At 38.3% G+C, this 21,260-nt stretch carries 15 protein-coding genes; 9 read left to right on the forward strand and 6 right to left on the reverse strand.

What is annotated here, in order from left to right:
- Window positions 1-68 precede the first annotated feature (68 nt).
- The 3 genes from H6G73_RS05535 (at window position 69) to bchH (ending at window position 5,992) form a co-directional block, all read left to right on the forward strand.
- A complete protein-coding gene (locus H6G73_RS05535; RefSeq protein WP_190602052.1) occupies window positions 69-536 on the forward strand; it encodes a hypothetical protein in 468 nt (155 codons plus the stop codon).
- 29 nt (window positions 537-565) lie between these two features.
- Entirely contained in the window at window positions 566-2,203 is a 1,638-nt protein-coding gene (locus H6G73_RS05540) for a GspE/PulE family protein (protein WP_190602053.1), read from the forward strand.
- A 123-nt stretch (window positions 2,204-2,326) separates the two neighbouring features.
- Window positions 2,327-5,992 (forward strand): magnesium chelatase subunit H, encoded by a 3,666-nt coding sequence (gene bchH, locus H6G73_RS05545; RefSeq protein ID WP_190602055.1) that lies wholly within the window; start codon window positions 2,327-2,329, stop codon window positions 5,990-5,992.
- A 50-nt stretch (window positions 5,993-6,042) separates the two neighbouring features.
- Here the strand turns inward: bchH and H6G73_RS05550 are convergent, their stop codons facing one another.
- The 3 genes from H6G73_RS05550 to H6G73_RS05560 form a co-directional block, all read right to left on the reverse strand.
- Entirely contained in the window at window positions 6,043-6,453 is a 411-nt protein-coding gene (locus H6G73_RS05550) for a type II toxin-antitoxin system death-on-curing family toxin (RefSeq protein ID WP_190602057.1), read from the reverse strand.
- Window positions 6,431-7,063, reverse strand: coding sequence for a hypothetical protein (locus H6G73_RS05555; protein WP_190602059.1), 633 nt, complete (start codon window positions 7,061-7,063; stop codon window positions 6,431-6,433). Before H6G73_RS05555 ends, H6G73_RS05550 begins: the two co-directional genes overlap by 23 nt.
- Before the next feature lie 215 nt (window positions 7,064-7,278).
- Complete coding sequence (locus H6G73_RS05560; protein ID WP_190602061.1) at window positions 7,279-7,842, reverse strand: Uma2 family endonuclease; 564 nt, start codon at window positions 7,840-7,842, stop codon at window positions 7,279-7,281.
- Window positions 7,843-8,212: 370 nt separating this feature from the next.
- On the opposite strand from H6G73_RS05560, the gene H6G73_RS05565 reads away from it, so the two are divergent.
- Entirely contained in the window at window positions 8,213-9,985 is a 1,773-nt protein-coding gene (locus H6G73_RS05565; protein ID WP_190602063.1) for an AIPR family protein, read from the forward strand.
- 95 nt (window positions 9,986-10,080) lie between these two features.
- Window positions 10,081-10,641, forward strand: coding sequence for a Uma2 family endonuclease (locus H6G73_RS05570; protein ID WP_190602064.1), 561 nt, complete (start codon window positions 10,081-10,083; stop codon window positions 10,639-10,641).
- Between the two features lie 173 nt (window positions 10,642-10,814).
- Here H6G73_RS05570 and H6G73_RS05575 read toward each other — a convergent pair whose 3' ends face one another.
- Window positions 10,815-11,963, reverse strand: a complete 1,149-nt coding sequence (locus H6G73_RS05575) for an alanine--glyoxylate aminotransferase family protein (protein ID WP_190602065.1) — start codon at window positions 11,961-11,963, stop codon at window positions 10,815-10,817.
- Between the two features lie 157 nt (window positions 11,964-12,120).
- Here H6G73_RS05575 and H6G73_RS05580 point away from each other — a divergent pair, with 157 nt between their 5' ends.
- Window positions 12,121-12,636: an HPP family protein gene (locus tag H6G73_RS05580; protein ID WP_190602066.1), complete on the forward strand. Its 516-nt coding sequence runs from the start codon at window positions 12,121-12,123 to the stop codon at window positions 12,634-12,636.
- 65 nt (window positions 12,637-12,701) lie between these two features.
- On the opposite strand, the gene H6G73_RS05585 is transcribed toward H6G73_RS05580, so the two are convergent.
- Window positions 12,702-13,778 carry a glycosyltransferase family 4 protein gene (locus tag H6G73_RS05585; protein ID WP_190602068.1) on the reverse strand — a complete coding sequence of 359 codons (1,077 nt, stop codon included), beginning with the start codon at window positions 13,776-13,778 and terminating at the stop codon, window positions 12,702-12,704.
- 532 nt (window positions 13,779-14,310) lie between these two features.
- Between H6G73_RS05585 and H6G73_RS05590 the strand changes: the two genes are divergently transcribed.
- The 3 genes from H6G73_RS05590 to H6G73_RS05600 all read left to right on the forward strand — a co-directional run bounded on the left by H6G73_RS05590 (window position 14,311) and on the right by H6G73_RS05600 (window position 19,332).
- Window positions 14,311-15,054 (forward strand): ABC transporter permease, encoded by a 744-nt coding sequence (locus tag H6G73_RS05590; protein WP_313947139.1) that lies wholly within the window; start codon window positions 14,311-14,313, stop codon window positions 15,052-15,054.
- A 280-nt stretch (window positions 15,055-15,334) separates the two neighbouring features.
- Window positions 15,335-17,176 (forward strand): bifunctional serine/threonine-protein kinase/formylglycine-generating enzyme family protein, encoded by a 1,842-nt coding sequence (locus H6G73_RS05595; protein WP_190602078.1) that lies wholly within the window; start codon window positions 15,335-15,337, stop codon window positions 17,174-17,176.
- Between the two features lie 569 nt (window positions 17,177-17,745).
- Window positions 17,746-19,332, forward strand: a complete 1,587-nt coding sequence (locus H6G73_RS05600) for a glucose-6-phosphate isomerase (protein ID WP_190602080.1) — start codon at window positions 17,746-17,748, stop codon at window positions 19,330-19,332.
- A 160-nt stretch (window positions 19,333-19,492) separates the two neighbouring features.
- Here the strand turns inward: H6G73_RS05600 and H6G73_RS05605 are convergent, their stop codons facing one another.
- On the reverse strand, window positions 19,493-20,968 hold the full coding sequence (locus H6G73_RS05605; RefSeq protein ID WP_190602082.1) for a DUF1802 family protein: 1,476 nt from the start codon (window positions 20,966-20,968) through the stop codon (window positions 19,493-19,495).
- Between the last annotated feature and the right edge of the window lie 292 nt (window positions 20,969-21,260).

Genomic DNA, 21,260 nt, shown 5'->3' on the forward strand with positions numbered 1-21,260 from the left:
TGTTCTAGGGGAATATCTCTACAAATAATTGGCAGATGAATATAAAGTTTAGACAATTGAGAATAGTCATGCACAAAAGCATCGTTAAATTTGGCATGTCAATTTTGCCATGTTCATTAATAATTTTATCTTTGCCCCAAGCAGCTTTATCTGAATCTGGTAATTCAACAGCAAATGCAGCCAGAGATTTTCTTTGTTATATGCAAAGAAGTGATGGGCAAGTTATCAATCTGACCAAACTGTGTGGTATTAAAAAAAATCCGGTTCTCAAATCGACAATTTCATCCACAGATCAGCAATTTTTACAACAGTACAAATTTTTCTTAAAAAAAAGATTAGGTGGTTCGCCTTTGATTAGTAGTGCTCTCTCACAGGCAGAATCATCTCCAGAGAATGTAGTTAAACGTGCTAGGGGAATTTGTGGGGTAATTCAAAGCAGAGATTCAGCTAATTTAGATGCAATTTCTCGCAATATTGATGCCGATCTTATGAATACTATGGCTGTGGAGTATTACTGTCCTGAATTAGATGATTAATTAAATATCATTCTCTGTTGTAAATACTTATGTTTAATGCAATTACTAAATCGCCTTGGCAACGGCTAAAACAATCGGAAATTAACTGTGAAGAGGCTTTAAGGTTAATAGTCAATGAAGATAAAAATGTTTGCTTTGCTGCCTTAGATGCAGAAGTGAGCAACCGCTTTTTTAAATTATTTCCTCATGTCCAAGATATTCCCCCTGTTGTTCCCCTATTATTGTGGCGGAATTGTTATTATTTAGGGAGTCCAGTGGCTCTCACACCAAATATAATTCAGAAACTGAGCGATCGCACCCACACCGATATCAAAATCATCTCGATTTCGGAAAAAAGCTATAAAACCTGGTATCTCACCCAAAATCTCGACCTCAGCAAAATCAATGATGATACCTTAGTTAACCCCTTAACCAAAGAATCAGAACCAGAAAACATTTCTGAAGTCACAGAACTCTATCTTTCCAAAGCCTCAGACCAAATTGAACGAGTCAAAACCATCATTAGTGGTGCTTTACGCAACCGTGCCAGTGATATTCACTTAGAACCCATTCCCGATGGGTTAAGGGTGCGCTATCGCATCGATGGTGTATTGCGAAATATTACTACTTTACCCCTGGAACTCAGCCGCAGAGTAGTTGTGGCCCTGAAGGTGATGTCTGACTTAGATATAGCTGAAAGTCGTCGTCCCCAAGATGGACGTATTGGGGAAAAATATAACTCTGGTGACTCACTCAACTTAGGGTTAGACATGCGGGTAAGTACCCTCCCTTGTGTTGGTGGTGAAAAGGTCGTGATTCGTTTACTACCCCAGCGTAACCCCTTCACAGATATGGATAAACTGGGCTTTTCTGGTGCCACATTGCAAACATATACCAAATGGTTAAGTCAACCCCAAGGGATGATTATTCTCACCGGCCCCACCGGTTCCGGTAAAACCAGCACTTTGTACACAAGTTTGCAAAAGGTAGCCACAGAGTCAGTTAATGTCGTCACAGTGGAAGACCCGGTAGAATATGTTTTACCAGGAATTACCCAAACCCAGGTGAATGAAGCCGCAGGCATGACCTTTGCGGCAGGTTTACGGGCAATTTTGCGTCAAGACCCAGATGTGATTATGTTGGGGGAAATTCGGGATGCAGAAACGGCAGAAACGGCAATTAGGGCGGCTTTAACTGGACATTTGGTGTTTACTACTTTGCATACTAACGATGCTGTGGGTACAATTCCCCGGTTAAAAGATATTGGCCCCGACCCCGGTTTAATTAGTGATGCCCTGTTGGGTATTGTGGCCCAGCGTTTAGTGCGTCGGGTATGTCCCTACTGTGCAGAACCTTATACACCTAATGCGGCTGATTTACGCAAACTGGGCTTAGAAGCAACATCAACCACAACTACAGGTTGGAGACGAGGTAAGGGTTGTCCTCAATGTTTTAATTCTGGCTATTTGGGTAGGGAAGCAATTGTGGAGTTATTGGATGTGGATGACCGGGTACGAGAGTTAATTTATGAGGGAACGATGACTCAGTTACATCGTTATCTCCAAGAAATTAACTTTGTTTCTTTTCGTGTGTCTGCTATTCAAAAGGTGACAACTGGGGTGACGACGATAGAGGAGATATTGAGGGTGTTACCTCACAGTGTTTTTGCTTATCAACATGCTCATTAACTCTTTTTTCCTTACACCCTGCATTATCTTCCCACTCAACAGCATCAATTAGGTAGATATTCCCCCACAAACCCGTCACGATGTCTAAGATGTAAGTAAAGAAAGATTTCGTAGCTGAAGAGCATGAAACGCATCGTCTTAATTGCTGGGTTTGAATCGTTTAACGCTGACTTGTACCGGAAAGCCGCTTTTTTGGCTAATTCACGGGTACAGGAGTTGGATATTCGGGTGTTTAGCGATCGCGATATTAACACTAAACGCAGCGAGGTAGAAGCCGCACTCCAAGGTGCAGACGTGTTTTTTGGCAGTTTACTCTTTGATTATGACCAAGTGGTATGGTTACGGGAACGTGTCGCTAATATTCCCATTCGTCTTGTCTTTGAGTCTGCACTAGAATTGATGAGTTTAACTAAGATTGGTGCCTTTGCTATTGGTGACAAACCCAAAGGAATGCCAAAACCAGTTAAATTCATTCTCGATAAATTCAGCAATGGCAAAGAAGAAGATAAACTTGCTGGTTATATTAGTTTTCTGAAAATCGGTCCCAAACTCCTCAAATTTGTTCCCGTTCAAAAAGTTCAAGACCTCCGCAACTGGTTAATTATCTACGGTTACTGGAATGCTGGAGGTACAGAAAATGTTGCTGCCCTATTTTGGACATTAGCAGAAAAATATTTAGATTTACGAGTTGGTGAAATTCCCCCACCCATCGAAACACCCAACATGGGGTTACTTCATCCAGACTACCCAGGCTTTTTTACATCACCAAAACAATATTTAGATTGGTATCACAAAAAAGAAAAGGGCAGAAAGAATTTACCTGTCATTGGTATTCTCCTTTATCGTAAACATGTTATTACTAAACAACCTTATATTCCCCAATTAATTAGCAAATTTGAAGCATCAGGTTTAATTCCCTTACCCATTTTCATCAACGGTGTAGAAGGACATGTAGCTGTCCGCGACTGGATGACCACCGACTATGAAACACAACAACGTCAACAAGGAAATATTGAAACTCCTTCTCTGTCCTCCGAAGCAGTGAAAGTTGATGCAATAGTTTCTACTATTGGGTTTCCCCTGGTGGGTGGGCCTGCGGGTTCCATGGAAGCAGGACGACAGGTGGAAGTTGCTAAACGCATTCTTAGCGCCAAAAATTTACCTTATATTGTGGCTGCACCTTTGCTAATTCAAGATATTTATTCTTGGACACGTCAAGGTGTGGGAGGTTTGCAAAGTGTAGTTTTATATGCACTACCAGAATTAGATGGTGCAATTGATACTGTTCCCCTTGGTGGTTTAGTAGGAGAAAATATTTATTTAGTTCCTGAACGGGTACAGCGTTTAATTGGCAGAATCAAAAACTGGGTGGCATTACGTCAAAAACCTGCCTTTGCCAGAAAGATAGCCATTATTTTATATGGGTTTCCCCCTGGTTACGGTGCAGTGGGTACAGCAGCATTATTAAACGTTCCCCGCAGTTTAATTAAATTGCTTCACGCTTTAAAAGCACAGGGTTATCAAGTTGGTGATATTCCTGAAGATGGTGAAGAATTAATTCGTCAAGTAAAAGCAGCAGATGAAGAAATGGAAACATGGGAAAAAAATAAACCTTTTCCCATTGATGCCAATACAGTTAATGCTCGTAAATTAGAAAAATGGTTAGGATATCTCCGCACTTCTCGCATTGAAAAACAATGGAAATCTTTAACCAGTAGTGGGATTAAAACCTATGGAGATGATTTACATATTGGTGGTGTGCAGTTAGGAAATGTGTGGATAGGTGTACAACCACCATTGGGTTTACAAGGCGACCCCATGCGGTTAATGTTTGAGCGCGATTTAACACCCCATCCCCAATATGCAGCATTTTATAAGTGGTTACAAAAAGAATTTCAAGCAGATGCAGTTGTCCATTTCGGAATGCACGGTACTGTTGAATGGTTGCCTGGTTCCCCTTTAGGAAATACAGGCTATTCTTGGTCAGATATTTTGTTAGGAGATTTACCAAATTTATACATATATGCTGCTAATAATCCTTCGGAATCGATTTTAGCTAAACGCCGTGGTTATGGGGTATTAATTTCTCATAATGTTCCCCCCTATGGTCGGGCTGGTTTATATAAGGAATTGGTAGCATTACGGGATTTAATTGCTGAATATCGGGAAGATCCGCAAAAGAATTATGTCTTAAAAGAAGGAATTTGTAAAAAGATTCTGGATACTGGTTTAGAAGTTGATTGTCCATTTATAGAGGCGAAAAAGTTAGGTATTCCCTTTACACCAGAAAATATCAGGATGTTTAGTGCCCATGCTTTTGATGATTATTTGGTGAAGTTGTATGAGTATTTACAGGTGTTAGAAAATCGCCTGTTTTCTTCTGGTTTGCATGTTTTGGGTGAAGCACCAAATGAGGAAGAGTTACAAGGTTATCTCAATGGGTATTTTGGTGAAAAAATAGAACTAGAAAGGCAAGAAGAAGCAAAGTTTATTACAGATTTGCTCAATCAATCTACTGATGAATTAACTAATCTTTTACGAGGTTTAAATGGTGAATATATTCCTCCTGCACCTGGTGGAGATTTGTTACGGGATGGTGCAGGTGTGTTACCAACTGGTAGAAATATTCACGCTTTAGATCCTTATCGAATGCCTTCTCCTGCTGCCTATGAACGGGGTAGAGAAATAGGACAGAAAATCATTGCTCAACATTTACAAGAACATGGCAAATATCCTGAAACAGTCGCAGTTTTATTATGGGGTTTAGATGCCATTAAAACCAAGGGTGAATCTTTGGGAATTTTATTGGAATTAGTGGGTGCTGAACCAGTAAAAGAGGGAACAGGAAGAATTGTGAGATATGAATTAAAACCTCTGGATAAAGTAGGACATCCCCGCATTGATGTGTTAGGAAATTTATCAGGAATTTTCCGCGATAGTTTTGTGAATATTATCGAATTATTGGATGATTTATTTCAACGTGCTGCGGATGCTGATGAACCAGAGGAACAGAACTTTATTCGCAAACATGCGTTGACATTGAAAGCGCAAGGTGTGGAAAATGCTTCTGCGCGATTATTTTCTAACCCAGCAGGTGATTTTGGTTCTTTGGTCAATGATAGAGTCGTGGACGGTAACTGGGACTCTGGAGATGAATTAGGGAAGACTTGGGAAAGCCGCAATGTGTTTAGTTACGGAAGACAGGATAAAGGACAAGCAAGACCGGAAGTTTTGCAGACTTTGTTAAAAACAAGCGATCGCATTGTTCAAGAAATAGATTCGGTAGAATATGGTTTAACTGATATTCAGGAATATTATGCCAATACTGGGGGATTGAAAAAAGCCGCAGAACAGCAAAGCGGGAAAAAGGTACAAGCTAGCTTTGTGGAAAGCTTCTCTAAAGATACAACACCCCGCAATTTAGATGATTTACTGCGAATGGAATACCGCACCAAATTATTAAACCCCAAATGGGCCGCAGCAATGGCTAATCAAGGTTCTGGTGGTGCATTTGAAATTTCCCAACGCATGACAGCTTTAATTGGTTGGGGTGGTACTGCTGATTTTCGAGATCATTGGGTCTATGACCAAGCCGCAGATACCTATGCTTTAGACCCAGAAATGGCGGAAAAATTACGCCAAGCCAACCCAGAAGCATTTAGAAATATTGTCAGCAGAATGTTAGAAGCCCATGGCCGCGGTTTATGGAATGCTGATAGTAATAGGTTGGAAAAGTTGCGTCAATTATATGAGTTAAGTGATGAAGAATTGGAAGGTGTAACGGTTTAATGGTAGGGTGCGTTACGCTATCGCTAACGCACCACATTTCAACAAATATTTTAAAACAGTTCAATAATACAATCTCTCAATATCTCAATTAACTCTTCTTTACTCACTTTATCATCAGCAACTTGCATTGTTAATTGATATGCTTCCTCTGGTGTCAGATTTAATTCATAATCATTCAAGTTCAAAAACGTCACCATTACATCAAAAGCAGTGCGTTTATTTCCATCTATAAAAGCATGATTTTTACAAATGTGAAACAAATATGCTGCTGCTTGTTCATAAATTGTCGGATGTAATAATTCTCCGCCAAAACTTGCTTGAGGTTGATAAATAGCAGAATCTAATAAACCTTCATCTCGGATACCATGTAATCCACCATAAAGGTTAATCTGCTTTTTATGTATATTTAATACATCTTCTTTATTAATGAATTTAGGATTATGCCAGTTTTCTATACACATAATCCCATTTTTCCGTAGATGCTAAAGAAATCAGCATAGCTTCTGATTCTTGGGGTGTGATATCTCCCAAATTAAAAGCATTAATCTCTTGTTCCGTGAACAGATTTGTCTTTAAACAAGCCTTGATAAGTGATTGTAGTAAGTGCTTTAAAGATTCCCTAATAATTAATAATTTATAAAAATCTTTATCTACAATCTGTACATTTTCTATTTTAGATTGATTAAATTGTTCTACAATATTTATTGTTATTTTTTTGAGGATTTCTTGATTTTTGGTAATTAAGTATAAATCAAAGTCTATAAATTCTATATCTATACTTTCTTTCATTATAAAATAATGTTTTACATATAGTAACAAAGGTAATTCTCCCTTGGTTGATTGTTCACAAATTACCTGATATAGTTTGCTTTTATTAATCAACTTTTCAATTAACTTTCCTAATTCCTCTTTAAGTTGAATAAGAGATATTTCCTGAATATTAGCAAATTCAATCATCTCCGCCATTTTTTCATCGTGCGGGTTAGCATCATTTAAGCATTTTTCCAGGACTTCTATCCTTTCCTGAATGCTGTCAATCATCTCTTGGGGGAATGTCAAAGTATATACCATGCTTTACGTATTTCTCTGGTGATATTATGCGCTTTCCTAAAACTATTTTAACTAACAAATACATAATAATCTAGTCTACCACTTCCTCTAAGATAAAAGGTTGGGTTAAACGAAGTGCAATCCAACACATTTACAATTAAAATTTAATTACCACATAAGAGAAAAAGTGTCGTCCTGTTTATTTATCTAATAATCAGGTGGCTTTAATATAGGGTTCAAATTTGTAATTCAAATCCTGGTAATACATCTTCTCCAGAAAGTACAGCAGGAAGTTGGACAATTTCTACAGGTTTTCCGATTCTATAAATTTCTACTTCTTTATCTTGGGGGTTAATTAACCAACCCAAACGCAAACCATTTTCTATATATTCCTGCATCTTTTCTTGCAGGGTTTTCAATCTATCGGTTTTTGATCTCAGTTCAATGATAAAATCTGGTGTAAGTGGGGGAAATTTTTCTCGTTCTTCTTCTGTTAATGCTTCCCAGCGTTCTAACTTTATCCAAGCAACATCAGGTGAACGTTTTGCACCATTGGGAAGTCGAAATATTGTTGAGGAACTAAATACTATTCCTAGTTTTGTTTGGTAATTCCAATTACCTACTTTGATAATTAAGTCAGCTTCACTACGGCCGCTTTCTCCTCCTACTGGTGGCACAATAATTAATTCTCCCTGTGCATTTAGTTCTAAGCTTACATCTTTATTGGCCATACAGAGTTGGTAAAACTGATCATCTGTAAGGCGAATAATTGGATCGAGGTTTAAGGTGACTGTATTCATTTAACTACTCTTAGCCTTAAATCTGGGAGTATTTTGGTAGGCATTCCCAACCAGAGTTTGGAAATGATAGAATTCTTATCTTCATTCTAGAATAATTTTAACCTGGTAAGCATTCCCAGTCTCTGACTGGGAACGAGGGAAACAATGTTATACAAGATTTTTACGTAAGCTGCATTTTTGTATGTATTTTTATACAATAAATGTGGATTTATGTGAATCTCTTTTACACATTGACATACTGCCAACAAGTTAATGTAGTGAAGTAATAAATTTAACTACTTTTAATTATAAAACAGTATAATATGATTTATATCTGTTTGTTAGTATCATCTGACAACTTGTGACATTTAAAACTTTAGGATTACTTAACATGGCTGTTAATGACATCTTGTTTTTAGAAAATACTCTAGAACAAAAGAAAAATCTAACTGCTACTTCATTATCAAAAAGCGATTTTTTTGAACTATTTACATTTGAGCAGATTTTAAAAAAATTTGATCTATCAAATGATGAATTATTATCTGGTAAAACAGGAAAAGGAGATGATGGAGGAATAGATGGTTTTTTTGTTTTTATTGAAAATAGGATAATTGATGATTTTATGGTATTGGATAATAATGAAAAAGCAACCATAAAAATTAGTCAAAGAAATCCCTCAATAGAACTATATTTAATTCAGGCAAAAGAAACACCTTCATTTAGTGAACAAGTATTTGATAAAGTTATATCAACTATTATGACTATTTTTGATTTTAGAAAAGAAATATCCGAATTGAGTAAAAATTACAATCAAGAGTTGATTAAGAATCTAGACAAATTCAGACAGGCTATTAAACAAGCTGTACACGCTAATTTATCCGTTAATTTTTTCTATGCAAGCACAGGCGATAGAAACGAAATTCATCCCAAGGTTTTCAGTAAAGCTGATCTTTTTAAACAAACTATCTCTCAATACTTGCCAGGATCTAGAGTGAGTGTAGAATATTGGGGCGCACGTGAACTATTAGAACAATCACGACAAGAAGTTACTTACACTCTAAATTTAAACTTTTTGAAAAATATTTCCAGCCATGGTCAATACGTTTTGCTCTCTAGTCTGAAAGATTATTATAATTTTGTCACAGATGAGCATGGCAACTTACGTCGATATATTTTTGAGTCCAATGTTCGTGACTACCAAGGAGATGTTGGAGTTAATCAAAATATTCGCAATACTTTAGAAAGAGAAAATGACATAGCAGATTTTTGGTGGCTAAATAATGGTGTAACAATTCTTGCGTCTAAAGAATCTATTTCTGGTGATACTATTCAACTTGATGATGTACAAATAGTTAATGGACTTCAGACTACTACTGAAGTGTATAAATATGTACGCAAACAAGACAAAACAAAAAATATTGATAAGGCAATTTTAATCAAAGTTATTGTAATTCAAGATCCTGAAACTAGAGACAGAATTATAAAAGCAACCAATTATCAAACTCCTATTCCAACTACTCAAATATCAATCGTAACTCAGTCTATTCAAAGAGACATTGAACATTATTTCTTAAATCATAATTGGTTTTATGATCGCCGTAAAAACTATTACAAAAACATAGGTAAACCTATTGATAGAATTATAAGCATAACATATTTAGCTCAAGCAGTCATGGCAATAGTTTTATTTGAACCGCATAAATCATCAACAAAAGGAAGTCCATCTTTAATTATAACCAAAGATTACGAAAGAGTATTTAATCAACGTTTTCAACCAGATGTATATCTATTTTGTGCTAGTACATTAAAGAATATTGAGACATTTATTCGGAACAATGAATCTGAACAATCAAATGTTTTGAAAGATATTGATAGGCGTGAAATTCAAACAATTTGTACACCTGAAAATCTTTATACATTAAGGTTTCATATTGCAATGCTTCTCACATCTAAATTAGCAGGTAAGTCTAATTACAAACCAGATGATATAAAAAGCCTTGTCTTGGAAGAATTATCAAAAGATATTCTCAAACAAACCATATCTTTACTTATTAATTTTACAATTTCATATGCAAGAAAATATAAATATTCATTGCATGATGTCAAATCCATCGTCAAAGACAAAAATTTTACTCAGTATTTGCAAAAACAATTGATTTCTTGAGTTAATTAATTGTAGGTTTAGTTAAATGAAGTGCGACCTAATACATCTACAGTAAAATTTGATTAACACATTAAGAGAAACATTCTAGAAATTTTATGATTGCCAATCATGATGTTTACATTACTCCCGAACAATATTTAGCACTAGAAGAGAAAAGCCCAGTAAAACATGAATACATTAACGGCTATATCTACACAATGGCTGGAGCTTCTGACCCTCATGTTACTGTAACATTAAATATCGCTTTTCTCATTCGGAATCACATTCGCGGTAGTGGATGTCGAGTTTTTACAAGTGACATGAAAACCAGAATAGAATCTATAAATCGTTTTTACTATCCTGATGTGATGGTCACTTGTGATGAGAGAGATAAAGCCAATTTAGTTTATAAAAAATTTCCCTGTTTAATTATTGAAATATTATCTGATTCTACAGAAGCATTTGATCGTGGTGATAAATTTGCAGATTATCAAAATATAGAGACTTTACAAGAATACGTTTTAGTTAATATTAAAAAACCTAAAATAGAATGTTTTCGCCGTAATTCTCAAGGTTTGTGGGTATTACAATCTTACACAGAATCATCTTTTGATTTACAAAGTATTAATTTCCATGGAAATATGGATGATTTATATGAAGATGTGAGTTTTATATAGCACCAAACCAAGTTGAATTTTCTGAGTTTCGTACATCAACCCAACCTACAATTTTAGTTGGTGGAAATTTCCTAACTCCCTTGTCTACAGCTATATCAAAACAATCTTATCTTCTCCTCTCTGGGTGAGACAATTGTGAATCTTGGCGGGCAAAATGCCCACCACCAATGATGCTACTTACTCAAAACTTCCTTCAAAGCTTCAACCAACCTATCCACACTTTCAGGACGGCTATTAAAACCCATCAAACCCACACGCCAAACCTTACCAGCTAGTTCTCCCAAACCGCCACCAACTTCAATGTTATGCTCAAGTAATAACTGCCGTGCTACAGCTTTCCCATCCACTCCATCAGGAATGCAAACAGTAGTTAAAGTTGGTAATCTGTATTCCTTCGCAACGTGCATTTTTAAACCAATACTTTCTAACTGTTCCCACAGATATTCCACATTCTTTTGATGGCGTTGCCAGCAGCTAGCTAAACCTTCTTCTGCGACTAAACGCAAAGCTTCCCTTAAACCATAATATAAATTAATTGGGGCTGTGTGGTGATAGGTGCGATCGCTTCCCCAATATTTCCCTAACAACAACATATCTAAATACCAGTTTGCTACCTTAGTCTCCCGCTTCTGTACCTTCTCCATGGCCCGGGGACTCATGGTAAAGGGAGAAGCACCAGGAGAACAACCCAAGCCTTTTTGACTGCAACTATAAGCTAAGTCCACACCCCACTCATCTAAAAAGATGGGAACACCACCCAAGCTGGTAACAGTATCTAGTAATAGCAATGTGCCATGTTTGCGGCATAATTCCCCTACTCCTTCCAAGGGTTGACGGGCACCGGTGGAAGTTTCTGCGTGGACTAAAGCAAAAATAGCTGGTTTATGAGTTTCTAAAGCTGTTTTAATTTCATCTAAAGAAAATACCTGTCCCCAAGGTTTAGTTATGGTGCGAACATCTCCACCATACCTTCCTGCCATATCCACGAGACGATTACCGAAGTAACCAGCGACACCAATCAATACCACATCTCCTGGTTCTACGGTGTTAGCTAAGGTAGCTTCCATGGCAGCTGTACCTGTGCCACTAACGGCGATGGTATGGGGGTTTTCTGTTTGCCAGACGTAGCGCAATAAAGATTGAATTTCGTCCATCAGGGCTAAAAATGAGGGGTCAAGATGCCCTAATGGGGTGGTATTCATGGCTTGTAAGACCGCAGGATGGGCGTTAGAGGGGCCAGGGCCTAATAATAAGCGGTTGGGGACTTCTAGGGGTGAGAGTTGTAAACGTTGACTATCGTTGATGGAAATTGTAGATGTCATATTTGATTTCGAGGCTAAATAGTAATTAATGGCATGATAAAGCGATTAGATTACCGATGTTTTCATCAGCCTCAAAATTGTCTATCATTCGTGAGAAGAAGCCATATTCCTCAAGTCTTAAAGTAGATGTAACAGGTTGTTAAGGCGATATGGTCTCATGAGTGAAAAACGTTCTAGTTTAAAACCATTACCAGGGGCAAATCGTCAACTGAGGCGTAGGTTAGACTGGAAAGGAGAAATAGCCTTAGCTACAGCACCGACCGCTGTCGTTTTGTTGGTTATGTATTTTGTCGAAGCACTCACTCAACAACGCCTATTATTTGCTTCTTTAGCTTCCAGCGCCTTTTTAATTTATCTTGACCCCCAACATGGTACAAATGCTATCCGCACTTTGATAATTGCTCAAATGATGGCTGCTGGTATTGGTTTTAGCACTTATATATTTTTTGGTGGTGGCTATATTTCCGGTGGACTGGCTATGGTGACAGCTATTTTCTTAATGATATTCCTCGATGTTATGCACCCACCCGCTGTTGCTACATCTCTCAGTTTTGCTCTTAAAGCCAATAATGTTAATAACTTGGTATTATTTGCTTGGGCATTAGCAATTACATCTATTCTAGTAGGTTTAGAGCGTTACGCTCTGTGGTTATTAGCACATTATCGAGATTAATCATCTCAGGTAATGGCGACTTAAGAATAAATCGCCAACCCATAACAACTAATTCCCCTACAGGACTATTTCCCTAAACTCGTCATCCTATAAAAACGCCCATTTTGAGAAAATCTTTCTGCCATCACTTGTTGATACACAGCTTCATAACCATCTGTCATTTGTTCCACACTAAAATTATTTTCCACATACCGTCGGCAGGCATAACGGTTTAACCTTCTGACTTTGTAAATGGCATGTATACATTCTTGGATATCTGTACATAGAAAGCCAGTTTCTCCATGGGAAATTACTTCTTCTGTTGAACCTAAGCGCATGGCAATAACTGGCGTACCTGTAGCCATAGATTCTGCCATTACTAACCCAAAAGGTTCTCGCCAAGTAATGGGAAATAGAGTGGCTACAGCACCTCCCATCAACGCATTTTTTTGTGCATGATTAGCTTCACCTAAATATTGAATTTGTTCCCCATCAATATGGGGTTGAATTTCTTTTTCAAAAAATTCTTTATCTACCACATCTACTTTACCTGCCATCTTTAATCGCCAACCTGATTTTTTGGCAATTTCAATTGCTAAATGTGGGCCTTTTTCCGGTGACATCCGCCCTAAAAATGCTAAATACAGTGGTTCTGTGGGTTGAGGATAAAAGTCATAGCTATTAACATCTATGCCATTGTAGACAGTTGCGACATAATTCAAGCCCAAATTGGGTTGTCGTTGAGCATCAGAAATAGAAATATAGGGCTGTTTATTGGCGTAAGTAAATATCTTTTCATTATCTGAAGTAAAAATGCCATGCAATGTATGTACTATGGGCGTTTTGACTAAATTAATGTATCCTAAAGTCGCATGTCCCATGTGAGAATGAATAATATCAAAATCATCGGCTTTCTCAAATACAGCAGCCAGTTGCATTAGTTCATAAATGCTGTAATCTTTGATAGTAGAATCAAGTCTTAAGGCACGGGGATGAACAGAAATTAATTGCGCTAAACTCAGAGAATCTCCAGATGCAAATAGTGTGACTTCATGCCCTCTCCGCACTAATTCATCAGTTAATAACCCCACTACCAACTCTATGCCACCATAAGCAGGAGGTGGTACTCTCTCCCACAGTGGTGCAATCTGAGCAATCCTCATAATCTAACTCCTGAAAATGAAATGTAAATTGATTGGTGTTACTTGTGTAATTGACAATTAATGGATGGCGATAACTGTATTAGTTAATATCGATCAACACCAATAACAGAAACAATCGCTTCAAAATCTTATGCGTTGACTTTGATATTTTTTGTCTATCTCAGGTAGGTAAATCACCTTCCCCCTGAGAAATAAATTAGTCAAAAATATAGTGGCAGCAAAAATTAAAAATTCTGTTTATTTTCCTAAAAAAGCAAAATTACCTGAAAATTGCCTTTATTTATTCTGGGGAATAAGTGGCGAAGAAGAGATGAAAATACATATCTAATTTGGGCGTAGAACTTGTTAATTAGCTTTTGTATCTTTTCAACATCATCAATTTTTACCCATTGCTACAGTAACTCATGCAGTCAATTGACTTTCTGCACAAAAACTGCTAGTGTAAATACCGAAAAATCATTACCAAAGCAACATGAATATATCTCAGCACAGCAAAAAACCGCGTGTCCCTTGGCAGGCGGTTTTCTCAGCCATGATATTTGTATTCATGTACTTACCAATTTTTGTACTGGCTTTCTATAGCTTTAACAAATCGCCCTACAGTGCAACTTGGCAAGGCTTTACTTGGCAATGGTATCAAAAATTATTCAATGATGAGCGGATTTTATCAGCGTTAAACCATAGCTTGTTGGTAGCTTTTGGTGCTGTGGGTATTTCCGCTGTGTTGGGAACCTTGATGGCTGTGGGATTAGCTCGTTACGAATTTCCTGGGAAAAAAATCTACCAGAGTATTGCCTATCTACCATTATTAATCCCCGACATAGCGATCGCTGTAGCTACCCTCGTTTGTTTAGCTGCCTTTGCCATTCCCCTCAGTCTATGGACAATTGTTGCTGCCCATGTGGTCTTTTGTCTGGCCTACATTGGCTTGGTTGTCTCCTCCCGTTTCAATAATCTCGACCCCCACCTGGAAGAAGCTGCACTAGATTTAGGTGCAACCCCCCTTCAAGCCTTCATTCAAGTCCTCTTACCCCAACTCATGCCAGGGATAATTTCTGGCTGTCTACTCGCCTTTGTTCTCAGTTTAGATGACTTCCTCATTGCCAGTTTCACCGCTGGTAGTGGTGCTAGTACCCTACCCATGGAAATCTTCAGCCGCATTAGAACCGGAGTCAAACCAGATATCAACGCCCTCAGCGTTATGTTAATTTCCATCACCGGGATTGTCGCTTTAATTGCCGAATTAATTCGCGCTTCAGGTGAAAATCGTCCCTAAGTAGGTTAATTGCCTCCAGTGATTTACCCCCTTGACAAAACCGTGGTTTTGTTTATAATTTATTTATAATGGGAATCTGTGCGCGCATATATATAAGATATACATAAATTCCAAATCAATTTCAACTCAGTTTTTCCCTTCCCCCACATAAATCAATTCAACAAATTCATTTCCATCATCTTTTCTTCATAGAGAAACTGTCACTTCTATAAATAAATCGATTTTTGCAAATGGATAATATTGGGGCTAACTTTGGACAAGATCCCATCTTCCCTTCATTATGCAAATCTGCCAAAATCCCAATTGTTCCAACCCCTTCAACCCCATAGGCAATAGATTTTGCATCAGTTGTGGACAAACCAACTTTGGACAACTGTTGAGAAACCGCTATCAAGTCCTGCGGCTGATTGGTGAAGGTGGGTTTAGTAGAACTTATGCTGCACAAGACGTAGATAGACTTGATGCACCCTGCGTCATCAAACAATTTTTCCCCCAAGTGCGGGGAACAGGACAACGTGCTAAAGCCGCAGATTTTTTCAAAGAAGAAGCCATTCGCCTTTATGAATTAGGAGAAAATCATCCCCAAATTCCCCGTTTGTTAGCTTATTTTGAACAAGCCACCAGTTTGTATTTGGTTCAAGAATTTATCAACGGGTCTACCCTTCTCCAAGAAGTTCAACAAAAACCCTACAGCGAAGCGCAAATTCGCCAACTTTTAGCGGATTTATTACCAGTTATTGACTTTATTCACCAAAACAATATTATCCATCGGGATATTAAACCAGAAAACATTATTCGTCGTGACACAGACGGTAAACCAGTATTAATTGACTTTGGTGGTGCCAAACAAGTCACCCAAACAACTATGGGTAGACAAGCAACAATTATCTATACCGTTGGTTACGCACCCACCGAACAAATGGCAGGGTTTACTTGTCCAGCTAGCGATTTATATGCTTTAGGTGTCACCTGTGTGCGGTTACTCACCCAAGATTTACCTGTTCAAGATGATTACGGTCAACTTAACGATCCTCTATATGATCCCATGAATGGGGAATGGTTGTGGCAAGAACGTTTAGAAGAAAAAGGCATCACCATTAGCGATAGTTTAAGAAAAATTTTAAATAAATTACTCGAACATCTCCCCAATGATAGATATCAGTCAGCGGCAACAGTGCTAGAAGATTTAAACTCATCAGACTTCCCGGTCGCACTCAAATTTTCTTCCCTTCCCCAACCACCATTAGCTCAACCACAACCTACAAAAATTATTGTCCCCTTACCTCCCCTCAAAACCTTTGATTTTTACGTCGTCACCGTAGACACCAAAGGTAGAGAAGTCAACCGTGACAGACTTAGTGCTAAATACTTTGAGGAGGAATTAAGTAGAAATGTTGATCTAGAAATGGTCTCTATTCCTGGTGGAAAATTTTTAATGGGTTCTCCCAATTTAGAAGGTGATGCAGATGAACGTCCTCAACATCAAGTCACCATCAACCCTTTCTTTATGGGGAAATATCCCATTACTCAAGCACAATGGAAAGCCGTTGCAGCTTTACCCAAAGTCAAACAAGCTTTAAACCCCTACCCGGCAAAATATAAAGGTGCAAATCTACCAGTAGAAAATGTATCTTGGTACGAAGCGGTGGAATTTTGTTTACGCTTGTCTGCAAAAACTGGAAGAGACTATCGTTTACCCAGCGAAGCAGAATGGGAATATGCTTGTCGTGCTGGTACAACCACTTCTTTTCATTTTGGGGAAGCAGTCACTGCAGAATTGATTAATTGTAATGGTGGTGATATTTACGCGGTGGAACCCAGAAGTAAATTTCGCAGAGAAACCACCAATGTAGGTAGTTTTGAAGTAGCCAATGCTTTTGGTTTATATGATATGCACGGGTTAGTGTGGGAATGGTGTGCTGACCCTTGGCATAATAACTATGTAGATGCACCCAATGATGGCAGTGTGTGGGAAGATGGGGGTGATAAACATAGGCGAGTATTGCGTGGTGGTTCTTGGAATTTCAGTGCTGAACTATGTCGCAGTGCTAGTCGCAGTTGGAATGAAGTGGATGGTGGGTTGAGAATTTGCGGTTTTCGAGTGGTATTTTCGGCAGAATAGAAGACAGAAGTTCAGAAGTTCAGGAGTTCAGAAGTATGCCTTCGGCACGCTGCGCGAACAGGAGTCAGTAGGGGCGGGTTTACAGATATCATCAACTATAAACGAGAATTTTGGTAAACCCGCCCGTACAGAATAATTCATAGCATTACTATTTAATTCTTGCATTTTTAAACTCCTCTTAGCGTAGCTTCTCTGAAAAAGGCACGCTTTAGCGATACGACTACGCTCGACTTCGCTCAGTACAAGTCGAGCGTAGTCGAGATACAGTGTTAAAAGCCTTTGGCTGTCTAAGTTTTATCGTTAGTTAATGTCCTAACCGCGCTGTTCATTGCTATATTGACAGTTAAATCTATTTTTGCTATGATGAATTCGATAAGGAAGAACTACGATACAATAAAATATTAATTACTAGCCAGTAATACGCAAGCAAAAATATTCAAATCAAAAATATTTACCTCCATTCCCTTGCTGCCTATCAATCTCGTGATGACAAACTGTATAAGACAAAGCAGGGATCGCCAAAACCATACATTAAACTGGAGTTTGACCAATATATTTGAGATTTCCCTATGGATGCTAGGGTACTTTGGCAACGATACCAAGATTGGTTGTATTACCACCAAGGCTTAGGACTGTATCTAGATATCAGTCGGATGCAGTTTAGCGATGCCTTTGTGGAGTCGTTGCGGCCGAAATTTGACAAGGCATTTGCGGATATGGCAGCCTTGGAGAAGGGAGCGATCGCTAATCCGGATGAAAACCGCATGGTAGGACACTACTGGCTGCGGAATCCAGATTTAGCACCATCTCCAGAACTGACACAAGAAATAGTCCAAACCTTAGAACAAATCGAAGCCTTTGCGGAAAAGGTGCAAACAGGTGCTATTCATCCTCCCAAATCTAGCCGCTTTACCGATATTATCTCCATAGGCATAGGTGGTTCTGCCTTGGGCCCCCAATTCGTGGCAGAAGCCCTGTCCCCTGATTTTCCCCCTCTGAAAATTCACTTTATCGATAATACCGACCCCTCAGGTATTGACCGGGTACTCACCCAACTGAGAAATAACCTTTCTAGCACTTTGGTCGTAGTGATTTCTAAATCCGGCGGTACTCCTGAACCCCGCAACGGCATGATAGAAGTCAAGAAAGCCTACGCTGGACAAAACCTAGATTTTGCCCAATATGCAGTTGCTATTACCAGCGTTGATAGTAACTTGGATAAAATTGCTAAATCTGAAGGTTGGCTAGCCAGATTTCCCATGTATGATTGGGTGGGCGGACGTACCTCAGAAATGTCTGCGGTGGGCTTAGTACCGGCAGCCTTACAGGGAATAGATATTCGTGCCATGTTGGATGGTGCCAAGGAAATGGACGATGCCACCCGCATCCCTGACCTGAAAAAGAATCCCGCTGCACTACTCGCTTTATCCTGGTACTATGCAGGCAACGGTAAAGGCGAAAAAGACATGGTAATCTTACCTTACAAAGATAGCCTGTTGCTCTTTAGCCGTTATTTGCAACAGCTAGTCATGGAATCATTGGGTAAAGAAAAAGACCTAGATGGCAAAACTGTCTATCAAGGTATTGCCGTTTATGGTAACAAAGGTTCCACCGACCAACACGCCTATGTGCAACAGTTGCGGGAAGGTGTACCCAATTTCTTCGCTACCTTGATAGAAGTATTAGAAGACCGTCAAGGGGCATCCCCAGAAATAGACCCTGGTGTCACATCCGGTGACTATCTCTCTGGTTTTCTCTTGGGAACACGCCAAGCACTGTATGAAAATAACCGTGATTCCATAACAGTCACCATTCCTCAAGTTAATGCCCGCACAGTTGGTGCTTTAATTGCCTTGTATGAACGGGCAGTAGGGTTTTATGCTAGCTTGGTGAATATTAATGCTTATCACCAACCAGGTGTAGAAGCTGGTAAGAAAGCTGCTGCGGCTATTCTGGAATTACAACAGAAAGTCATATCTGTGTTGCAACAAGAGAAAAAGGCCCTTTCTCTGGAAGAAATTGCTCACAAAGTTGGCACTCCTGAACAAGTTGAATCAATTTACAAAATTCTCCGCCATCTTCAGGCTAATCAAAGAGGTGTGGTGTTAACAGGTGATTTGAGTAAACCAGGCAGTTTAACAGTTTCTCTGGCGTAAAACAGCATATTACCTAAGAGTGTTGTTATTTCAGCAACAATTCTTCATGATTAAGCATCCTCCTCAAGGCCTATTTGTCTGATGGGGATGCTTATATCGTTGGTGGTGATATAATTGACATTGGGTTTAATGAAGACAATTTATTTCCAGGGTGCTTTTTTTAATTAATAGATAAGTCACGTAAGTAATAAAATCTATCAGTTGTCCAGTCACTACCTTTTTCTCTACCTAAATAACCAGTTAGAGGCGATGACAGTTCTATTAAAATTTCGTGTATTTCTTCTGGTTTTAATTGCTGTTGGGGCTGTGACCCAAAATATGCCCCATGTAAAGCTGCAACTCCAGCAGACTCGGTTCCTGAGTTTTGCAGATAGTTTTTGACCACTTGAATTATGTGCGATCGCAACTTGATATTTTGCTCTATTTTATTAAGATAAGCATTAATTTTATCATCGGCTGCTGAACCAAATGGTTCGTTTTGCAAATATGGTTTTAAATTTAATAAATCTATTGCTCCTGGGAATTTAGCTTTAAATTCAACTAGTCTTTGTAATGTTTCTGGACGAATAACGTTCATTTCATTTCCCTTTGCTGTCAATTCAGCATCTGTTGTTAATTCTCCAGCAGCCATAATAATTTTGATACAACTATTGTATTGTTGTTGTAAATGCTTCAAGCCTAGTTTTACCAGTTGTGCTGCTGTACCATCAGGAACTTTTTCTGTCTTTGTTGCTTTACATTCTCCTACCACAAGGTAGGGATATTCACAATAAAAATCCAAACCACCAGCACCACCTAATTTTTCAGGGTCTAGATTAGCTTTGGAATTCATATTAGAAGCAGAAAAGCCAATTTTTACTAAGCTTTTACGTACTAATTTTTCAAATTCATTACCATCACTAGAGTTGCCAACTTTAGCAATTTTCTTGATCCAAATTAAATCCCCATCTACTCTATCTTGATTGTACTGACTGTTCCAACCTAATAAAACTCTGATTTCATGTGTTAACTGCTGTGCTACTGTGTTGGTGATTGATATTTTTGATAATGCATTGTGTAATTCTTCTAGCTGAGGATGCAAAGGTGGTTCTAGATTTTCTAATTGACGTTGATACTGTTTAAATCTTTGTTCAGTTAATATAGGTTGAGTTTCTGAACCAGTAACATTATGTATGGCAATAAATCTACCTAGTTTATCTTGACTACCTGGATTAATTGTAAATTCATAAAATTGAGGTAAATGATAAACACGCAAATAAGCCAGAAAAATATTTTGCTGTTTTTCTAAAAGTGCATAAAATACTTCTGGTGTCCAAATAGTTAATTTAGAAAAGACATCTAATGATTTAGTTTTATCTATAATTTGACAAAATTCACATTTACCCCACATTTTAACTGCAACTGTTTGAGAATTAGTTGACTTGATAGCGGTTTGAGCAGTAGGTAAAAAACTTTGACTATAGTATTTTTCAATTGGTATTAATAAGTTTGTATGAGCAACAGGATAAAGAGCAAATTTCTGCCCTGGACGAAGAAACATATTAGGTAAAGCTGCTATTGTTCTGCCCTGTATTAAAGCTTCAATATCTGCAACAGGTAAACATAATGCTGTGGGTAGTGAAAAAACTTGACTCATTTCTATAAGTAGTTCAAAATTATTGGCAAAAGAATATGTTTTTATAACCTAGTTATACCAATTTAAAAAATGATTGTTACAGATGTAGGTTGGGTTGAGGTACGTATCCCTGCGCGACGCTGCGTGAACACGCAGTGTGCCGTTCGCGGTAGCGTTGCGTAGCAAAGGCATAACCCAACACTCTAAAACCTTGTAAACGTTGGGTTTCACTTTGTTCAACCCAACCTACGCATCTGTCGCATTCTTTTATGGAATTGGTATTACTACCTTAATCAATGAGGGTTTAGTATTC

This window comes from Richelia sinica FACHB-800 (assembly GCF_014698825.1).
In the GTDB taxonomy this organism is placed as follows: Bacteria; Cyanobacteriota; Cyanobacteriia; order Cyanobacteriales; family Nostocaceae; genus FACHB-800.